We start from the raw sequence: 19,739 nt of genomic DNA, 5'->3' as shown, positions 1-19,739 counted from the left end.
CGGTAGTCACGAGCCAAAGAGTCGACGCGTTCGTACGCTGCGAGCGGCTAACGCTGGCGTGTCACTATCGGCGGGTATCCGAACGCTCGCAAATACGCGCGCGAAAACGCAGACGCACTACCGAAACCGACACGCTGCGCAACCGCCTTGATTCTTCCGCCGTCAGCCAGCGCGCGACGGGCGAGCATAAGACGCCACGCAGTGAGATAAGCACTCGGCGTTGTTCCTACGGTCTGGCGAAACGAGGCCATAAATTGGCTGCGCGACATGCCTGAGACAAACGCGAGGTCTTCCACGCGCCAGGGCCGGGCCGGCGCGTCGTGTATCGCAACCAATGCGCGATGAAGCGCCGGATGGGAGAGCCCGGCGAGCAGTCCCGGCGTCGTCGCACCGCCATCGATCATCTGTCGCAAGATCATTAACAACATAACCTCGCACAGACGGCCTAACGCTGCGTTTTGCCCGCAACGCTTATTCAATGCCTCTTCCACGAACGCGTCGGTGATTGCGTGCAGAGTTGGCAAGTCGCTCAGATAGAGGGTGACCTGCTCCGGCAATGCCGCGATGAGCGGATTTGACGGCCCGCCGAAGCTCACCGAGGCCACGACGAGCGCGTTGCCCTCCGCCGCCGGGCTTTTCGGCGAGCCGTTGCAGAGGACCAGTCGCTCTGCCAGCCGCTGCGACTCGCCGAGGACAAGGATACTTGCGTCGGTACCCGGCGCGGGGCGATCCGACACGCAAACCGACAAATCAAAGGCCCGAAAAAAGGCTGACAAGCGATCCACCTTGGCCGATGGAATTGGACTTTTGATCATGCCTTTTAGATTTTTCATGTCATAAAGTATGCAAAAGTCAAACCGCAGCGTCAACCGGCGCGAGTCATCTGTCACGAAAGGAGTTGTGCCATGCTTATTCCCCGCCAAAAGGCCCCCGCGCTTGTCGTTGAGACCCTGGACCACGGTTCGTTCGATCTCGCCTCGGACACGCCTGGGCGAATGACTCTCATCTGTTTTTACCGAGGGCTTCATTGCCCCATCTGTGCAATGTATTTGAAGGAGTTGGAACGGCTGACACCGGAGTTCGCAAAACGAGGGGTCACGACCATTGCCATCAGCTCCGATGGCGACGCGCGCGCGAGAGAGATGCAGAAGAAGCTTGCAGCCAGCAATTTGCGCATTGGCTACGGATTTTCGCTATCCGAAGCCCGGAAATGGGGGCTCTACATCTCAACGTCCCGAGGCAAGACATCCATCGGGATCGACGAACCTGAACTGTTCTCCGAGCCCGGCCTGTTTCTGCTTCGTCCAGACCAGACAATCTACTATCTTTCGGTCCAGTCGATGCCGTTCGTGCGACCCAACTTCAAGGAACTGCTGCAGGCTCTCGATTTCACGATCGAGCATGATTACCCGGCGCGAGGCGAGTACATCGGCGCGCTATGACCTTTGAGGCCGGATACATGGCAACGAGACCGGCGCCGATGATACCGCCCGCGAGCCCGCACGAGATCCGGATGAAGTATTTATGATGGCGGCACCCCGCTGCTCGTCGCACCCGACGAGCGGGCGGTATCAATCGCGGTACTCAACGTCAGAACACCGCGCATGACATTCGCCAATTGGCGATCACGATTCGATCGCACCCATGCCTGATTGCAGATAGTTCTGGATCCCGAGCTTTGCGATGAGCCCGAGTTGTGTTTCAAGCCAGTCGATGTGTTCTTCAGTGTCATCGAGGATTTCGCGGAAGATTTCGCGCGAGACGTAATCGGCAACTGTTTCGCAGTACGCGATCGCCTCCTTGCACGTGACCTGGGAACCTTGCTCGAGCTTCAGATCGCACTCGAGTATCTCCTGCGTGTTTTCACCGATGAGCAGCTTAGCCAGGTCTTGCAGGTTCGGCAGCCCGTCGAGCAGAAGAATGCGTTCGATCAGACGGTCAGCGTGCTTCATCTCACCAATCGACTCTTCGTATTCATGTTTGCCAAAGGCATCAAGGTGCCAATGACGGTACATGCGCGCATGGAGGAAATACTGGTTGATCGCCGTCAGCTCATTCTTCAACTGGGCGTTCAGGTATTCGATGACCTTCTTGTCCCCTTGCATGATGGCTCCTTCTCGTTCGCGTCCGGCGCGGTGTGTGAAGCAGACACACCCAGGTTCCAACATAGTCTGCTGTCCTCAAAAAGGGAAGGATGCAGACGCGACGAGGAGAAGGTGCCGACGCCCAAATGCGTTGCGCGGCCAGCCGCGACGGGCACGAGACGCAAAGACCCGTCGCGAGGATGCGCACATACACCGTAGCGCCCCGAATGTCGCCTGCCGCCGGCAGCGGGAGTCGTGTCACAAGAACGAAATATTACAATTTGCCTTCATAACTATTTAATTGCAAACGAGAATAATTTTTCGTAACATTCGCATTCGATAATAATTCGCATTCAATATTTGGGGATGGCGGTGCAAACAAGAAGGAGACAGTGGGCCGCATGCCGCGTGTCGGGCGGGCTGAACGGTAAGCCGCCAGTTTTTGCCGGTTTCACGTACTACAGCGTTGGCCTGCCGCCCACCGGGCACGTTCCGACAAACCAGACGGCCGACACACCTGTTGCTTTGCCACGCGACCGAGGCCAGTTCTGCACCGACAACCACGCCAGCTACAACCACGGCCTGTCGCGGCCCACGGCACTTGCGACGTGTGATGCGCCTGTCGCAGTGTTGTCTGTTCGAGGCGTAATCGACGCACCACCTCGTGCCCGGGCAGCACGACTTTCACAACGGCGTGTTCGCCGACCTAAGCGATGCGGTGACCTGGTCTGTCAGCTTCGACGCCGATCCGAAGGGCTGGGTGTGAAACAGGAAGACATACCGGACAACGCGCGCGACAACACACCCACACCCGATTGCGGCCATGTCGACGTTGGCGAAATCCGCATGCGCGTGCGTCAACCCTGACCTCCTGCGAAACCGGCAACGTCATCGCGTTCCTCTGCACGCATACGAACAATGGCGATCCATCCAGACCGGAGCGCACCGCCTGCGGGTGCAACGTGATCGCACGGACACCGTCGTGGCCGCGAAAGCTGCAGGCGACACGAATTGAACTTCTTCTTTACTCACGTTGGAAATTACATGAATCGTCCGCGTTACCTTCCTGCGCTCACGGCCGTCGCGGCCGTCACAGCGAACCTGCTTTCTGTCTCGCCTGCGCGCGCTGCCGAACCTGCTACGCCGTCGGCCGCCACTGTGCGCAAGCTCGAAGGCAAGCTTGACGACATGGCGAAACAGCTCGCCGATATGCGCCAGCAGTTGCTGGACATGAAGCAGCAAAACGCTCAATTGCAAGCACAACAGCAGCAACAGGCGCAGACGACGCAGCAGACCGTCGCCCAGCAACAGGAACTGAAAACCGAAGTCGCAGCGGCCACGCAGTCCGCGCAGGCAGCAGTGTCCAGGCCGTCGCCGCTCGATAACCTGAGCCTGTGGGGTTACGGGGAAGCGTACTACGCGCGTCCGACGCGCCGTTCGGAGGACACCAAAGCCGATCTCGCACGCGCGGTGTTTGGGATAGGCTATCAGTTCGACGAGAAGACCCGGTTTAACTCGGAGTTCGAAATCGAACATGGAGTGACGTCATCGAGCGACCCGGGCGAATTCGAGGTCGAGCAGTTTTACGTCGATCACAAGTTCAACGACAAGCTCTCGGCGAAGGCAGGTCTGTTCCTGATTCCGGCCGGTCTGATCAACGAGAATCACGAGCCAACCAATTTCTACGGTGTAACGCGCAACTTTGTCGAGACGCTGATCATCCCGAGCACGTGGCGCGAAGGCGGCCTGGCGCTGTATGGCGACACGCCGATCGGGCTTGGCTGGAACATCGGCCTGACGACCGGTCTGGATCTGTCGAAGTGGAACTTCACGCCGCAGACGCCGCTGTACAACTCGGCGCTCGAGATGCAGAACAACGCGATTGCGCCAATGCAGGCGACACATCAGGAACTGGCGATCGCGAACGCACAGAAGGCGTCCGGCTATATCGCGTTGAACTATCGCGGTGTGCCGGGGCTGACCGTTGGCGGCACGTTCTTCAATGGTGGTGTCGTGCGCGCGACGCCAAACATCGACGACAATCAGCGCGTCACGTTGTATGAGGGTCATGTGCGCTATCAGCCGGGCAAATGGGATTTGTCGGCGCTGTATGCGCGCGGCCTGTTTTCCCACACCGCAGAAGCTAACGCACAGTTCCCGGGCGCAACGAACCCGTTGCCGGCGAGCTTTTATGGCTGGTATCTGCAAGCGGCCTACAACGCCACACTGGGCGGCTATCGCATCGCGCCGTTCGCACGCTTTGAAAAATACAACATGGGCGCGAGCTACGAAGGGATCGCGCCGGGCTTCGGGCCGGTGTCGTCGGGCCCCGCGGCTGACGGATCGACGTTCGCGACGCCGCACGACACGGTGTACACCGTCGGCGCGAACTTCTACCTGAATCCGAACGTCGTGTTCAAGGTGGACTATCAGCGCTTCAAGATCAACCGCGACTTCTCGCGCATCGATCTCGGCCTTGGCCTGCAGTTCTGACGATGCGTTACCAGCCCTTTACCACGCTGATCGCGGCGCTCATGGTGAGCGTCGCGTTCACGCCCGTCACGGTGTTCGGGGCCGACTATCAGTCGGTCGCCGAGGCGCAGAAAACGATGTTTCCCGACGCGACGGCGTTCGAGCCGCAAGCCATCGTATTGTCGCCCGAGCAGATCAAGGCGCTTGCGACTGCGGCAGGCTCGCCGGTCAATACGTCGCAGTGGCATGTGTTTGCGGCGAAATCAGGCGACACGCTGCTCGGCTACGTGCTGACCGATGCGGTAATCGGGAAGTTTCAGTCGATCAACTACGCGGTCTCCTTTGGCACGGACGGGACGATCCGCGACGTCGAGATTCTGTCGTATCGCGAAGAACACGGTGGCGAAGTACGCACAGCGGCGTGGCGCAGGCAGTTCCGCGGCAAGAGCGCTGCTGCGCCGCTGCGCATCAACGACGACATCCAGAACATCAGCGGGGCGACGATGTCATGCACGCATCTGACGGACGGCATCCGGCGTCTCGCGGTTTACACGCAGACGTCGCTTGTCAGACGTTGATGCGGAGTCCGGCACGCATGACCTCAATCAACGCTCCTACGCTACGTCGTGCAAAGCCGCTGCTCGGCACGCTTGTCGAAGTCAGCATCCGGGCGACCGACTCAGACACCGCGCGCGCTGCAAGCGAGGCCGCATTCGCGGCAATCGCCGACGTGCACCGTTTGATGAGTTTCCATGATCCGCAGAGCGACATCGGCCGTATCAACCGCGCCGCGCCGGGCGAATCGGTCTGCATCGATCCGCGCACGGTCGAAGTGCTCGCGCTCGCGACAACGCTAGCGCAGGCGTCAGGCGGAGCGTTCGATTGCACGGTCGGCACAACGCTGGTTCGACCCGGCATGTTGCCGACGCCCCTTGGGTCGGCGTCCGCATGGGCTGAAGACACTGGCGACGCGCAGGCGTTCGCCATCGACGGCAACCGCGTGATCAAGCACCGTGCGTGTTTGATTGATCTTGGCGGCGTTGCGAAAGGCTATGCGGTTGACCGGGCAATCGAAGCGGTCGCAACCCACGCCGACGCCGCGTGCATCGAAGACATCCTGGTCAATGCCGGCGGTGATCTGCGCCACTGCGGGGAACACCCGGTGACCATCCATCTTCGTGATCCACAAGAACCTTCGCGCATTGTCGGGACGCTTGATCTGCGCAACACCGCGCTCGCAAGCTCGGCGACAGCCGGACTCGATTTTTTCGAGCCTCGTCGCGTTTCCGCGCTGCTTGATGGTCGTTCGCACGAACCGCTCCCGCTCGGGCGTGGCGTGAGCATCAGTGCGCCGACTTGCGTGATCGCCGATGCGTTGACCAAGATCGTGCTCGCGACGGGCAGCCCCGAACATCCGTTATTGGCTCTCCATGACGCGCGCGTGGTATTTTCCTGCCTCTAGTGGCTGCCCGGCCTCACCGTGAATCGTCAACGACCAACGAAAATGTATCTCCCTCAACACCGCCCTCCGCCGGCTCTGCGGCTGGTACGCATGTCGCGCCTCACGCTTTACGGCCTCGTCGCGATTCTGCTGCTCAGCGGCTTGGTGTGGCTGCTTGCACACTACGGCCGCCCCGACGATTCGCTGCCCAGTCCCCTTGAGCCCTGGGCAATGAAAGTACACGGCGCTGCTGCAATGGGCAGCCTGTATCTGCTCGGCACGATGCTACACGGACACATGCTCCACGGCTGGCGGATACGCAGGAACCGTGCTGCGGGTATGGTGATCTCCGTCGCGCTCGGTATGCTGGTGTTGAGCGGCTACGGCCTCTACTATTTCGGTGGCGATGCGCTGCGCAGTGGCACCGAATGCCTTCACTGGATTGTCGGTTTCGGGCTGCCGGGTGCGCTCGCATGGCATATCGTGAAAGGCCACGCGCTGCGTCAGGGCGGTCGAAGTTAGTGGCTGACCGCGGAAGGTGATCACACTTCGATCGCAGCAGGCGAGCGATGTCATTGCGTTCGGTGCGAAGCGCTAGCGCGAGGGCTTACCGATAGTCCGCAGACCGCCCCGTTTCCGGAGAGCACCGCCGTGGCGCGCTGCCGGCGACGCGGCTGCGATTCCGTACAGGCTCTGGCGGAAGGATGCGATCGACAGGCATGGACGGACGCCATCTGATCAACCGCGAAATAGCCTGCACGGAAGCGCTCGCCACCCAACGGTCATGACCCGACGACCAACGAGGTATGCATGCCCATCCGATAATGACCTGGGTTGTTGCAGATCAACACGTAATGACCCGGCGCAAGGCGCAGCGTCAAGCGCTTGCTCTTTCCCGGCGCAATGTTCTCCACCTCTCCCAGTTTCTGGTACATCTTCTCGAGCACCTGGCCATTTTTTACTCGCAGCTTGTCGTCGGCCACGTCGGTCTTCAGAACCACCAGTTCGTGCGTCAGGTTCGCGTCGGACGCGTTGCTGACCTCGATCGTGACTGTGCCTGTCGTGATGCTCGTTGCGCTGAGCTGGATGGCGTTCGAGAGCAGCGTCGCTTTTATCGTCTGGTTCGCGAAAGCGCTGCTGCAAACAATGCCAAGAGCAATCACACCGAGGCGCAGCGCGTGGCGGGGGAAGGAAGTCATGGCCGTTACTCCTGGAAAAGGCGCGCGAACCACCCTGCGACGAACGATCGACGTCGCAGAACGGTACTCGCCAAGATACGTAAACGCGTGAAACCATCGCGCTATTCCCGGTCCGACCACACTTGCAGGTTGGCGTAAGGGCGCGGCGCCTGAACAGGGGCTGGCCATTGTGACGCTGGGTGGGTTAGTCTGGAGTGGCTTGCTCAGTACAGATCTTCTGCCAACGCTGTATGTGTCCCGACGTGAGAAGCAGCTTCAGAAGGCAACCTGGCTTCGCCTCAGCCCTCGAATATCGCCCCGCTGTTGGCACTGCTTCATACTGGTTTTACATCGGCGTGCGACGATACCGCTGTTGAACTGACATCCCGGAGTCGAGAAAAAATGCAGACCAGTTCCACGCCGCGCACCGGCACGCTCAGCCAGATTCCCCGGGGTATCTGGATGCTCGGCTTCGTGAGCATGTTCATGGACATCTCATCGGAAATCATTCATAGCCTCCTTCCGATGTTTCTCGTCACGACCCTGGGTGCGAGCGCCATGATGGTGGGCCTGATTGAAGGCATAGCGGAAGCGGCTACGCCCATCGTGAAGATATTTTCCGGTGCGCTCAGCGACTATCTCGGCAACCGGAAATGGCTCGCGGTCATCGGATACGGGATGGGGGCGTTGAGCAAGCCGCTGTTTGCTCTCGCGCCAACGGCGGGAATCGTGCTGACCGCGCGCGTCGCGGACCGAATCGGGAAAGGTGTGAGGGGCGCGCCGCGCGACGCCCTTGTCGCTGATATTACGCCCCCGCATCTGCGCGGCGCGGCGTACGGTTTGCGCCAGTCGCTCGATACGGTAGGCGCATTTCTCGGCCCGCTGCTTGCCGTGTTGCTGATGCTCCTGTGGGCGGACAACTTTCGCCGGGTGTTCTGGGTGGCCGTGATTCCGGGCCTTGTCGCGGTGGCGATTCTGGTATTCGGTATCAAGGAGCCGGCGCACCAGGCTGGCGCGAAACGAGTCAACCCGCTGAAGCTCGAAAATCTGAAGAAGCTGAGTCGCCGCTACTGGTGGGTGGTGTTCATCGGTGCCGTATTCACGCTTGCGCGATTCAGCGAGGCATTCCTCGTCCTGCGCGCGATGCAGGGTGGCGTACCGGTCGCGCTCGTGCCACTGGTAATGGTAGCAATGAACCTTGTGTATTCCGTGTCGGCCTATCCCTTTGGCAAACTGGCTGACTCGATGAGCCATACCAGACTACTGACCATCGGCCTCGTGGTACTCATTGCGTCCGATGTCGTGCTTGCGCACGGAAGTCACTGGCCGGTCGTGCTGCTCGGCGTCGCACTATGGGGATTGCATATGGGGCTCACCCAGGGCCTGCTCGCGACGATGGTCGCACACGCCGCGCCGCCAGACCTGAAGGGCACAGCATTCGGCTTCTTCAATCTGATGAGCGGACTGGCGATGCTGATTGCAAGCATCGTCGCGGGTAAACTTTGGGACAGCATCGGCGCTGCGGCAACCTTTTACGCGGGTGCAGGGTTTTGTCTGCTGACTCTGGCTGCCCTTGCCATAGGCGGAGGATTGCGGCGAAACAACGCCTTCTAGCGAAACGTAGGGTCTGACGCACGCCTGACCACGGAGGGCGGATGCCCTCGCGGCACAATGCGAACGCTAGGACTGAGCCCGGCACAACGATGCATCAGTCATCGTCATCCTCGTGGTGGTGCTTGTGCCAGCCACGATGCCGGCCATTGTCATGCCAACGCCGTTCCTCCCAGTATTCGTCCTGATATCCGTAGCCATAGGCTGGTACCGGCGCGTAGACGACCGGCGGCGGTTGGTAGACGACTGGAGGCGGCGCCACGTACACCGGGCCGGGAACGCCGAAAAAGACGCCGATGTCCGCGTGGGCCAGAGCCGCGCCGGATGCGCATCCTATGGAAACTCCCAGCGCAGTTAAAACCAATGCGCGTTTCATGGTGCTCTTCCATTCAGGTTATGCGGACCGCCTGCAGCGGTCCGATACACCATCGTAGGCGCCGGGAAAAGTGCCCGGTGAAACTGAGGCGTCTCTCCTGTAACCGTTTGTAATACGTGATGCGGTTTAGCTATTGGGCTGGACCGAACATCGCGCCGGTCCAGCGCTAGCTTCGGCGGCGATCGACTGACTCCTTCATACCCTGGAATAGTCCGGCATATTCCATCGTTTACCCATCAGGCAACCACGTCCCGAGTGACAAATCTCTACCGCCGCGGCGTGAATTTGCGCAAGCAAACCGATGTGCTGGATGACGCCGCGCGTCGCAACGTCGGGGACCCATTCAGGACCCCATCATGGACAAATTACTTCGTTTCGGGACATTGCTCGTCTGTCTCGGCTCTTCTGCGTCCGCCCTTGCGCAAATGTATGACGATTTGCCCGTACCGGCCTACAGCATCAATTGCCGTGCGGTCGTTGGGCAGGCAGAGATCGACGGCACGATACAGCAAATCGTCGGACGTGCATGCCTGCAAAGTGACGGAACATGGCAGATCGTACAAAGCGCCGATGGCAGCGTGCTGTGGTATCCGCTCGCCGCCTACCCGTATCCCGATCCCTGGTATTGGGGGCCACCGCTTTTCATCGGCTCGGGGGTGAGCTTCATCTTTGTCGACCGTTTCAATCACTTCCATCGTTTCAATCGCTTCCATCGTTTCGATCACTTTAATCGTTTCGATCACTTTAATCGTTTCGGTCACTTCAATCAGATGGATCACGGTCGCTTCAGTGCGCCAATGGGAGCGGGCTTTCACCGTGGACCATTCCCCGGCGTCGGCATGCGCGGGTTCGGTGGGACGCGGGGCGGCAGCGCAATGCACCAGTTCGGCGCAATGAGCGGGGTCGGCGGAATACGACGGCACTAGTCCGACGTTTCCTGTTCGCACCTTTCATCCGGGATAGCCCAAAGGCGCCACGGAAGAACGAACAGCGCAAGCCGGTCACGGGGTTCAGCGGTACTGCCGGTCGCTGCTGGCGGGAGGCGATGTCGGCGTCAAGCGGATGGCAAAAAACGTCCAGTGAGGCGTTCGTCGTGATGCGCCTGAAAATTTGCATCACGCCGATGGTGCTGGCCGCAGCGCGCGCATGCGGGTCAGCAGATGCCGCGCGCGTCCGCGTCTTTGTCGGAGTGGGCGTCCCTTTCTACGACCGGATAGTAGAAAGGGACGTCCGGTCCAGCACATCTATTCCAGTTTTCATGGCTATTTTTTATGTCGGTCGCTATCCAATGCGCAGCCAATGGGCACCCTAATACCGCCTTATGTGATGGCGCCAATCTGCCACGGCACGAATTCGTTCTGGCCGTATCCATGCAACTCGCTCTTCGATGCCTGGCCTGACGCGGTCGCAAGCATGAGCTGGAAGATCTCTTCGCCGAGTTCGTCGACCGTTCGCTCGCCGTCGAGAATCGACCCGCAATTCAGGTCGATATCCTCTTCCTGGCGTTGCCACAAAGCGGTATTGGTTCCCAGTTTCAACGATGGCGACGGCGCGCAGCCATAGGCCGAGCCGCGCCCCGTCGTAAAGCAGATCAGGTTGGCCCCGCCCGCGACCTGCCCGGTCGCCGAAACCGGATCGTAGCCCGGCGTATCCATGAAAACGAGGCCGCGTGCACGGACCAGTTCGGCGTACCGGTACACATCGACGAGATTCGTCGTGCCGCCTTTCGCCACGGCGCCGAGCGACTTTTCGAGAATCGTCGTCAGTCCGCCAGCCTTGTTCCCAGCCGATGGATTGTTGTTCAGATCCGCATTCATGCGCGCACAGTAAGCTTCCCACCAGTGAATCCGTTCGATCAGCTTCTCGCCGACCTCACGTGACACGGCCCGGCGCGTCAACAGATGTTCTGCGCCATAGACCTCGGGGGTTTCGGACAGGATCGCCGTCCCGCCATGCGCGACCAGACGATCGACCGCCGCGCCGAGTGCCGGATTCGCCGTGATGCCGGAGTAGCCGTCTGAGCCGCCGCATTGCAAGCCGATCACCAGATGCTTCGCATCGACGGGCTCGCGCCGCACGTTGTTCGCTTCCGTGAGCATCGCCTTGACCTGTTCGATGCCGGCCGCGACCGTGCGCGCCGTGCCGCCGGTCGCCTGAATGGTCATCGTCTTCAGCGCCGCGCCGGGCGTAAGACCCTGGCTTTGCACAAGCCGGTCGATCTGATTGGTTTCGCAACCCAGCCCGACGATCAGTACGCCGGCGAAATTGGGGTGCCGTGCGTAACCGCCGAGGGTGCGCCGGATCATTTCCAGCGCTTCGCCTTCGGAATCGATCGCGCAGCCTTGACCGTGCGTCAGGGCGATCACGCCATCGACGTTTGGATAGTCCGCCAGCGCCTGCGGATGAATATCGCGGCGAAAATAATCGGCGATGGCGCGAGCCGCCGTCGCGGAGCAATTGACCGATGTCAGAACGCCGATGTAGTTGCGCGTCGCGACACGTCCGTCGGCGCGCACGATGCCCATGAACCGCGCCGTTGCCGCGACCGTCGGCGCGGGCTTCGCATCCGCGCCGAAAGCGTAGTCCCGATCGAAGCTGCCCATCGAGAGATTGTGCGTGTGGACGTGCTCGCCGGCTTCGATCGCACGCGTCGCAAAGCCGATGATCTGCCCATAGCGCCGTACTGGCGCGCCCGCTTCGATACTGTGGACGGCAAGCTTGTGACCCGCCGGGATCAATCCGCGTACGGCAAGACGGCTGCCAATGCGCATGCCCGCGACAAGCTGGTGCCGCGCGATGACGACATCGTCATCCGGATGCAGCTGCACGATCGGCTCTACGGTTGCCGAAGTACCGGCCACTGCGTTTTCGGTCTCAAACATCATGATGCGGCCTCCGCGGTCTGCGCCGCGCGCACTGCCTCGCGCGTCGGAACACCGTCGATCAGGCGAATCAGGTTCAACGGGTTTGCGTCCTGCAAGGCGAGCGGCAGATTTGCGTCGGGATAGCCTTGATAGCACACGGGCCGCAGGAAGCGCTCGATCGCAACGCTGCCGACGGACGTGCCGCGCGCATCGGTAGTCGCCGGGTACGGACCGCCGTGCACGATGGCGTCGCTGACTTCCACTCCCGTCGGATAGCCATTGAACAGGAGACGCCCGACCTTTTCTTCCAGCAACGCGATGAGGCTGGCGTTTCGCTCGATGTCCGTTTCGCTCGCCAGCACGGTTGCTGTCAGTTGCCCGCGCATGGTTCTGGCAAACGCATGAAAGTCCGCTTCGGAATCCAGTTCGACGACAATCGTCGACGGGCCGAACACTTCCTCCTCCAGTGCAGAGCCCTCGAATAAAGCGCGCCGGTCGGCTTTCAGAAGATGGCCGCCGATACGTCCGTCGAGTTCCGCTGCCACCAGCACGTCGACTCCCCTAACCGCCCGCAGTCTGGCGATGCCATGACGGAAGTTATCGCGAATTCCAGCTCCGAGCATCGCCTGTGGCACAGCCTGTTCAAGTGCCGCGCGCAAGTCCGATACGAACGCGTCGAATTCCGGCGAGCGGACGCCGAGTACGAGGCCCGGATTGGTGCAGAGCTGACCACATCCGGTCGTGACCGAAGCGGCCAATTCCCGAGCGATCTGCGCGCCACGCCCGATCAACGCGGACGGCAGGACGAACACCGGGTTCACGCTGGACATTTCAGCGAAAACCGGAATGGGTTCCGGCCGGGCCTGCGCCAGATCGAACAGTGCGCGGCCGCCAGCCAGCGAGCCCGTGAAGCCGACCGCCCTGATCTCCGGCGCCTGAACGAGCGCGGCACCAGTGGCAGCGGTGCCGTGGATCATGTTGAAAGTGCCGGCTGGCATGCCGGTCTTCACAATGGCGCGTTCAATCGCATCGGCGACGTATTCGGCAGTCACCATATGGCCCGGATGCGCTTTCACGACGACGGAACACCCCGCCGCCAGGGCCGAGGCCGTGTCGCCGCCGGCCACGGAGAATGCGATAGGAAAATTGCTTGCGCCGAATACCGCGACCGGGCCAACACCGATCCGGTACTGCCGCAAGTCGGGACGCGGCAGCGGCTTGCGGTCAGGCTGTGCGCGATCGATCCGCGCACCGTGAAAATCGCCCCGGCGCACCGTCGCGGCAAAGAGGCGCAACTGGCCGCTTGTGCGCTTGCGCTCACCTTCCAGGCGCGCCGCGGGCAGCGCGGTCTCGCGGCTCGCTTCGGCGATGAACGACGCGTCGAGTTCGTCGATCTCATCGGCGATCGCCTCAAGGAAAGCAGCGCGCTGCGCAGGGCTCAGGCTGCGATAAACCGGAAACGCGTCGTACGCCGCGCTTGCCGCCGCCGCGACTTCAGCGTCCGACGCTTCGAAAAAGCTGACAGCATGGCGCTCGCCCGTTATCGCATCAAGGCTGAAAAGCGGGTGATTCGATGCGCAGGCGCTGCGTCGTCCGCCAATGTAATGATGTCCAGGAATGGTCATGTGAATTTCCGGTTGAATCGTGTGCATATGCGTGCAAGTGCCTACCGAAGCGTCGCTTTGGCCGGGCCGATTGCCACTTCGGGCGCGCGGCGTGGCTGCAAGCCGATGCTCAGGAGCAGAAGCACGCCGATGACGCCTGCGAATGCCAGCGTGAACATGCCCGCGCGTTGGCTATGAAAGAGCGTCTCGACAGCCGTCTTCAGCGTCGGCGCCATGAAGCCGCCAAGGTTGCCGAGCGCGCCGATCATCGCAATCCCGCTCGCTGCCGCGGTACCGCTCAGGTAGGCCGTCGGCAGGGTCCAGAAGAGCGGCTGAACGACAACGAAACCGATCGTCGCGATGCAGAACGCGACGAGCACCGGTCCGATGTGATGACCGAGGGTCGACAGTGCGATCCCTGCTGCGGCCATCGCCAGCATGGCGATGGCAAGCTGCCGATGCTTGCCCTTCGCGTCCGCGTAGCCGGTGACAAAGCGCAGTGAAATAAGCGCGCACAGCCACGGAATGGCGGTCAGAAAACCGACCTTCGAACCGATGGCGGTACCGGTCAGTTCCGAAATCCGGGTCGGCAGATAGAAGATCACGCCGTACACGCTGATCTGGATGGCAAAATAAATCGACACGAAGCGAAGCACATTCCAGTTGCGCAGCGCGGTCAGCGCCGTAGCCGGCCCGTGCGCGATCTTGTGCCGGTCCTCCGCTTCGATGGCGTCTTCCAGGGCGTCTTTTTCTGCCGACGTCAGCCACTTCGCGTGGCGCGGTTTGCTAACCAGATAGAAGAACGCGACGATGCCGACGATTGAAGCAGCGAGACCTTCGATGAGGAACATCCATTGCCAGTTGTGCAGCCCGAGGCGGCCGCCCATGACTTCCATCAAATAACCTGACAACGGGCTGCCCAGCACGAGCGCCACCGGCAATCCGAAGTAGTAAATGCCTAACGCCTTGCCGCGTTCGCGCGCGGGGAACCAGTACGTCGAATAGAGAATGACGCCGGGCGAAAAACCCGCTTCGGCCACACCCAGAATGAAGCGCAGCACATAGAACGAGGTCTCGTTGTGCGCAAACATCATGGCCGCCGACGCAAGCCCCCACGTAACCATGATCCGGCTCAGCCAGACCTTTGCACCCACCCGATGCAGCATCAGGTTGCTCGGAATTTCGAACACGGCATAGCCGATGAAGAAGATCCCGGCCCCGAGCGCAAACGCTGCGTTGCCGATGTTCGAGTCGACTTGAAGGGCCTGTTTGACGAACCCGACGTTCGAACGGTCAAGCATCGATAGCGCGAACATCAGCGCGAGGAAGGGTGCGAGGCGCAGGCGCGCCTTGCGCACCGCGCTTTCCAACGGCTCTTGCGTAACGTGCTGAGTCTGCATCTCGTCTGTCTCCTTGAGGAAGCCGGGTACACCGGTCTGTTATCGCGGGTTAGCGCGGATTCGTACGTGATCAGAGAGGTGCTGTGCCGAGCAGTCCCCGCGCCGCGAGGTTTGCCATCAGCGCGCGCACCCCGAAGGTCCACGGCTCGATGCGGTCGCTGCGGTTGACCCGGTTGACCAGCGTGCCGAGCTGCCTGCTCGAAATTTTCACGATGTCGCCCTGCTTGTGTGTGAATCCAGCGCCAGCGGCGTCGCGGTCTTCAATCGGTGCAAACAGCGTCCCGAGGAACAGCATGGCGCCATCGGGGTATTGGTGGGTCGGACTGATCGTCTGCGAAACGAGATCGAGCGGGTCGCGCGTGATCTGGTCCATCGAACTCGTACCGCGCAAGACAAAACCGTCGCTGCCCTCGACGCGCAAATCGACCGTCGCGCGGCGCACGTCATCGATCGAGAAAGTCTCGTCGAAGAGCCGCAGGAAAGGGCCAATCGCACACGAACCGTTGTTGTCCTTTGCCTTGCCAAGCAGGAGCGCACTGCGTCCTTCGAAGTCGCGCAGATTGACGTCGTTGCCCAGGGTCGCACCGAGCGCGCGGCCGCGACTGTCGATCGATAGCACGATTTCCGGCTCCGGGTTGTTCCAGGCCGAATTCGGATGCAGCCCGATCTCCGTGCCCGTACCCAACGCTGCCAGTACCGGCGCTTTGGTGAAAATTTCCGCGTCAGGGCCGATTCCGACTTCCAGGTATTGGGACCATAGTCCCTGCTCGATCAGCAGCGCCTTCAATTCGCGCGCCTCGGCGGAGTCCGGCCGGATGCTGGTGAGACTATCGCCGACGAGCGACCTGATCTGGTCCCGCACGCGCACCGCGCCTTGCGGGTCGCCCTTTGCCTGCTCCTCGATCACTCGCTCAATCAGGCTCGCCGCAAAGGTCACCCCTGCTGCCTTGATGACCTGCAGGTCGCACGGCGCGAGCAGATGGGCGCGCTCCGGGTTGCGCGCCATGCCGCCCGTTGCGGCGGCCGTATCGGCGAGAATCGTGTCCAGACTGCCGATCCGGCGGCCACTCGCGGCCCGCACTGTCGCGACCGGATCGTCCCGCTCCAGCAAGCTGCTGATGGTCGCTGCCGCGTCGGAAATATCGAATACGCCGTCGGCGCGCAAGACGACGACGGCGGGACCGGCGGGCATCGAATGCGTGGCAGGAACCCAGGCGCGGCCGACAAGTGTGCCGGACAACCCGTCCGACGGAAGCGTGTCCGTTGCGCTGAGTGAAAGCGGGGATGTCATATCTGTCTCCACTGATGTTTGTCTGGGCGCGCGTGACTGGGTGCCAGTTCGCGCGTTAAATCGCTCAGCTGCAACTTTAGGCAGCTAGCCGATAAACATCCAATCGCTTATTCAGTAGAATCGATTCCATCCGGTTATGAGTTTTTGCGTGTTTACCCCATGTCCAGACAATTAGCGGTGCCTACGTCGAGCGTCCTGGCAAGGCTGCGCTTCAGGCATCTTCAACTGCTCGATGCGCTCGGACGCACGCACAACTTGCGCATCGCAGCCGAACAGATGCACATCACCCAGCCGGCGGCGACCAAGATCCTGAGCGACATCGAAACGATGTTCGGCGCCCAGTTGTTCGAACGGCTACCACGGGAGATGCGCCCAACCGATCTCGGCATCTTGTCCGTGCGCTATGCAACCACGGCGGTGGCCGATCTGGGCAAGTTCGTGAGCGAGTTCGGCACCTTGAGAAATGGCGGCTACGGTCATCTCACCGTGGGCGCCATCTCGGCTTCGGCCGCTCAGGTGGTCACTGCGGGCATCAGGGAAATCCGCCAGCAGCGGCCGCAACTGGTCATCAAACTGGTCGAACAGAGCAGCGACCAGCTGGCGACCTGGCTCGAAGAAAAGAAGCTGGACGTGATGGTCGGCCGCCTGACGGAGCCGCGTCATCAAGTGCTGTTCGACTTCGAGGTGCTGTCCGGGGAACCGGTCTGGGTGGTCGCCGGGCACCATCATCCGTTGCTGCAGCAGCGGCGGCTGGAGCTGGCCGATCTTGGCGCATGGCCATGGATTCTCTATCCGCAAGCGACGGCTATCAGGCAACTGTTCGACGAAACATTCGCCGGCGCGGGCATTCCCGCGCCGGTCGGAATGGTGGAAACACCTTCAATCTTTTCGACACTTGAACTGTTGCAGGCCACCGACATGATCTCGCTGCAGCCGCGCGCGGTCGTCGAAAAGTATGTGAGCAAGGGTCTCCTCGGGCACCTTCCGGTTCTCATCAACCGGACCATGACGAGCTACGGTATCGTCACGCGCAAGTACGAGTTGCCGTCGCAGCCCATGCAGGAATTCATCACCATTCTGCGTTCGGTTGCCGGGTGTGTGGGCGATCAGGCGCTTCCAGAACGCGAAGACTGACAGGCAAAATCCGCCGACGCCTCGCCATGACCATCACGCACCAGGTCGCTGTCCGACGCAATCCAGGATCTCGTAGCCCGGCTGGCCGCGCGTCTGCACGAAGAAGCGCAGGCAGTGGCAGACCGGCAGCTGGCCGCCGCTGCCGCACAGCGCGAACCACGCGCTGCCCACCGGATAGCCGACCAGGCCCATCGAGGTAATGCTGGCCGCGAGGGCGGTGAGGAAGCGCGCGCGCTTCCTCGTCGTATGGCCGCAGCTTGCGCCGATCGGAAACTGTGTAGCCGATATCCTTGAGCGTCTGCAAGAGGTCCTCGGCGCGGGCCACGTTCGGGTCGTAAGAAGCGCCAACTTGGCATAAGTAACCGACGGGCCGTCGTTAGCGGCCGGTAATGTCGAATAGCTCTGCGGAATTTAACGCGGGCGCACCGCCGGCAACGAATACCCGTCCATCAGTTAGCAGCGTTGCAGTATGCAGATAGCGCGCGGTTCCCATGGTACTCGCTGGCATCCATCCGGCGCGGGCAGGATCATAGAGCTCTGCAGTTGATGCGTCCGCGCCAAGGCCTCCGGTCACCAGGACCTCGCCGTTCGGAAGAAGTGTCGCCCGGTGATTCGTACGGGTTTGAGACATGGAAGGCAGACTTGCCCATGAGTCGTTAGCTGGATTGTATAGTTCCGCCGTCGCCCCGCCACCCGCCCCGCCGGTGACAAGCACCGAGTTGTCACCGAGTAGAGTGGCCGTGTGATTTTCCCTGGCAGTATTCATGTTTGCCGAGGGCGACCAGATTCGGCTGACCGGGTCGTAGAGTTCTGAGGAGGCGAGTAGACCGGCAGCGTTTTCTCCTCCAGCGACAATGACCTTGCCATTGTTGAGAAGTGTTGCTGTCGGTGCGAAACGAGACGTCTGCATGCTTGCTGTGGTCGCCCATGTGCCAGTGGCGGGGTTGTATATCTCCGTGGTGGCGGATCGTCTGCCGTTGCCCGCATCGCCTACGACCAATACCGTACCATCAGGCATTGCGACGGCAGTATGGTTGTATCGCTGGACAGACATGCTGCCTGAAGCGCTCCACGTACCGCTGGCCGGATCGTACACTTCTGTAGTATTGACGGGACCAAATCGGTCGGCCCCACCAGCGACCAGAACTTTACCATTCGCCAACAGGGTTGCGGAGTGTAAGCCACGCGCATCAATCATGTCACCTGTCGCCGACCAGGTGCCCGTCCGCGGGTCATAAAGTTCAGCCATTGCGACCGGAATGTTGTTCGATCCAACGCCCCCTGCGATCAGCACTCGCCCATCCAGCAGGCGCGTAGCCGCGTGGAAGGCGCGGCCGATCGACATCGAATCGCTGGGGATCCAGGCACCCGCTGGCACAATCGTAATGAGTACACTTGCCTCGGCTGAGCCCGCGCTATTTTTTGCGGTGACGGTGTAGGCTGTCTGCTCCTGCACGGTCATCGGTGTACCGCAAATCACACCTGTAATCGCATTCAGGCTCAGGCCCATTGGCAAAGTCGGGGAAACGCTAAAGCTGGTTGCAGGGCCGCCAGAACTTTGCGGCAGATTCGGCACAATCGGCTGTCCGACTGGATAGACAGGTGTGGGATTCGTGTATTGCAGATTTGATGGGCCTGTCTGTTGGGCGCGCACCTCAATGCTGATTTGTGCCTCGGTACTTCCCGCGCCGTTGCTCCCTGTCACGATGTAGGAAGCTTGCGGGGTAGCCTGAACGGGCGTCCCGCTGATGACGCCGGTCTGGCGATCCAGTGTGAGTCCTGCCGGCAGTGCGGGAGCGACAGCGTACTGAGTGATCTCGCCGCCTTGAGTCGCCGGATCGTTTGGAATTATCGGCTGATTAACCGTGTAGATGACGGGGTTGTCGAGATATACGAGCAGCTCGGGGGGGGCCTCTCCGGCGCGGACTTCGATCTGTAGCCGCGTCGTCGCGCTACCTGCGGAATTCGAGCCGGTGACTGTGTACAGTGCTGCAGGAGAGAGTTCAGTTGGCGTACCGGTGATCACGCCGGTGTGCGGATCCATGACCAGGCCCGCAGGCAGGGACGGAGCGACACCGTAATGAGTAATTTTATCGCCGCTGCTGGCCGGCATGTTCGGCGTAATCGTTACTCCCTGCGCGTAAATCACCGAGGACTCGCTATATTCCAGTCCGGCAGGCGCAACGACTGCGGGTTGCACACTCGATCCACACCCCGCCAGGAGCAGAACGAAAACGATCAGGGCGAGGATGTTTGCCGAGCAAATCTTGATTCGCATAACTTG

Annotated in this window: 18 protein-coding genes; 8 read left to right on the top strand and 10 right to left on the bottom strand. The window is 61.2% G+C overall.

The genetic code is table 11. The features are described from left to right. Window positions 1-47: 47 nt before the first annotated feature. A complete protein-coding gene (locus AC3WOG_RS09695) occupies window positions 48-890 on the bottom strand; it encodes an AraC family transcriptional regulator (protein WP_492577780.1) in 843 nt (280 codons plus the stop codon). A 15-nt stretch (window positions 891-905) separates the two neighbouring features. Between AC3WOG_RS09695 and AC3WOG_RS09690 the strand changes: the two genes are divergently transcribed. Continuing rightward, window positions 906-1,442 (top strand): peroxiredoxin-like family protein, encoded by a 537-nt coding sequence (locus tag AC3WOG_RS09690; RefSeq protein WP_492577779.1) that lies wholly within the window; start codon window positions 906-908, stop codon window positions 1,440-1,442. A gap of 183 nt (window positions 1,443-1,625) precedes the next feature. On the opposite strand, the gene bfr is transcribed toward AC3WOG_RS09690, so the two are convergent. Further along, the gene (gene bfr / locus AC3WOG_RS09685) at window positions 1,626-2,105 is read right to left on the bottom strand and encodes a bacterioferritin (RefSeq protein ID WP_492579757.1); all 480 of its coding nucleotides are present in this window, start codon (window positions 2,103-2,105) and stop codon (window positions 1,626-1,628) included. 1,023 nt (window positions 2,106-3,128) lie between these two features. Here bfr and AC3WOG_RS09680 point away from each other — a divergent pair. The 4 genes from AC3WOG_RS09680 to AC3WOG_RS09665 all read left to right on the top strand — a co-directional run bounded on the left by AC3WOG_RS09680 (window position 3,129) and on the right by AC3WOG_RS09665 (window position 6,519). Further along, window positions 3,129-4,577, top strand: coding sequence for a porin (locus AC3WOG_RS09680; RefSeq protein WP_492577778.1), 1,449 nt, complete (start codon window positions 3,129-3,131; stop codon window positions 4,575-4,577). 2 nt (window positions 4,578-4,579) lie between these two features. Then, a complete protein-coding gene (locus AC3WOG_RS09675; RefSeq protein WP_492577777.1) occupies window positions 4,580-5,134 on the top strand; it encodes an FMN-binding protein in 555 nt (184 codons plus the stop codon). Window positions 5,135-5,151: 17 nt separating this feature from the next. Beyond that, entirely contained in the window at window positions 5,152-6,018 is an 867-nt protein-coding gene (locus AC3WOG_RS09670; protein ID WP_492577776.1) for an FAD:protein FMN transferase, read from the top strand. A 90-nt stretch (window positions 6,019-6,108) separates the two neighbouring features. Beyond that, window positions 6,109-6,519 (top strand): DUF4405 domain-containing protein, encoded by a 411-nt coding sequence (locus AC3WOG_RS09665; protein ID WP_492577775.1) that lies wholly within the window; start codon window positions 6,109-6,111, stop codon window positions 6,517-6,519. A 260-nt stretch (window positions 6,520-6,779) separates the two neighbouring features. Here the strand turns inward: AC3WOG_RS09665 and AC3WOG_RS09660 are convergent, their stop codons facing one another. Continuing rightward, complete coding sequence (locus AC3WOG_RS09660) at window positions 6,780-7,196, bottom strand: cupredoxin domain-containing protein (protein ID WP_492577774.1); 417 nt, start codon at window positions 7,194-7,196, stop codon at window positions 6,780-6,782. 381 nt (window positions 7,197-7,577) lie between these two features. Here AC3WOG_RS09660 and AC3WOG_RS09655 point away from each other — a divergent pair, with 381 nt between their 5' ends. Next, window positions 7,578-8,789, top strand: a complete 1,212-nt coding sequence (locus AC3WOG_RS09655; protein ID WP_492577773.1) for an MFS transporter — start codon at window positions 7,578-7,580, stop codon at window positions 8,787-8,789. A gap of 94 nt (window positions 8,790-8,883) precedes the next feature. Here the strand turns inward: AC3WOG_RS09655 and AC3WOG_RS09650 are convergent, their stop codons facing one another. Beyond that, a complete protein-coding gene (locus AC3WOG_RS09650) occupies window positions 8,884-9,162 on the bottom strand; it encodes a hypothetical protein (protein ID WP_492577772.1) in 279 nt (92 codons plus the stop codon). A gap of 356 nt (window positions 9,163-9,518) precedes the next feature. Between AC3WOG_RS09650 and AC3WOG_RS09645 the strand changes: the two genes are divergently transcribed. Continuing rightward, a complete protein-coding gene (locus AC3WOG_RS09645; RefSeq protein WP_492577771.1) occupies window positions 9,519-10,088 on the top strand; it encodes a hypothetical protein in 570 nt (189 codons plus the stop codon). 393 nt (window positions 10,089-10,481) lie between these two features. Here the strand turns inward: AC3WOG_RS09645 and AC3WOG_RS09640 are convergent, their stop codons facing one another. From AC3WOG_RS09640 to AC3WOG_RS09625, 4 genes are all read right to left on the bottom strand, one after another. Beyond that, window positions 10,482-12,044, bottom strand: a complete 1,563-nt coding sequence (locus AC3WOG_RS09640) for a UxaA family hydrolase (protein WP_492579756.1) — start codon at window positions 12,042-12,044, stop codon at window positions 10,482-10,484. Then, entirely contained in the window at window positions 12,044-13,651 is a 1,608-nt protein-coding gene (locus AC3WOG_RS09635; RefSeq protein ID WP_492577770.1) for an aldehyde dehydrogenase (NADP(+)), read from the bottom strand. The genes AC3WOG_RS09640 and AC3WOG_RS09635 overlap by 1 nt, the downstream gene beginning before the upstream one ends. 41 nt (window positions 13,652-13,692) lie before the next feature. After that, window positions 13,693-15,030 (bottom strand): MFS transporter, encoded by a 1,338-nt coding sequence (locus AC3WOG_RS09630; protein ID WP_492577769.1) that lies wholly within the window; start codon window positions 15,028-15,030, stop codon window positions 13,693-13,695. 70 nt (window positions 15,031-15,100) lie between these two features. Beyond that, a complete protein-coding gene (locus tag AC3WOG_RS09625; protein ID WP_492577768.1) occupies window positions 15,101-16,321 on the bottom strand; it encodes a fumarylacetoacetate hydrolase family protein in 1,221 nt (406 codons plus the stop codon). A gap of 159 nt (window positions 16,322-16,480) precedes the next feature. Between AC3WOG_RS09625 and AC3WOG_RS09620 the strand changes: the two genes are divergently transcribed. Continuing rightward, window positions 16,481-17,455: a LysR family transcriptional regulator gene (locus tag AC3WOG_RS09620; protein ID WP_492577767.1), complete on the top strand. Its 975-nt coding sequence runs from the start codon at window positions 16,481-16,483 to the stop codon at window positions 17,453-17,455. A 33-nt stretch (window positions 17,456-17,488) separates the two neighbouring features. Here AC3WOG_RS09620 and AC3WOG_RS09615 read toward each other — a convergent pair whose 3' ends face one another. Together AC3WOG_RS09615 and AC3WOG_RS09610 are read right to left on the bottom strand one after the other, a co-directional pair. Then, window positions 17,489-17,647: a hypothetical protein gene (locus AC3WOG_RS09615; RefSeq protein WP_492577766.1), complete on the bottom strand. Its 159-nt coding sequence runs from the start codon at window positions 17,645-17,647 to the stop codon at window positions 17,489-17,491. A gap of 184 nt (window positions 17,648-17,831) precedes the next feature. Continuing rightward, the gene (locus tag AC3WOG_RS09610) at window positions 17,832-19,733 is read right to left on the bottom strand and encodes a putative Ig domain-containing protein (protein ID WP_492577765.1); all 1,902 of its coding nucleotides are present in this window, start codon (window positions 19,731-19,733) and stop codon (window positions 17,832-17,834) included. Window positions 19,734-19,739 lie beyond the last annotated feature (6 nt).

The organism is Paraburkholderia sp. FW306-02-B (assembly GCF_058782725.1).
The sequence above is the reverse complement of the archived record's forward strand: the minus strand, read 5'-3'. Positions and strand labels throughout refer to the sequence as shown.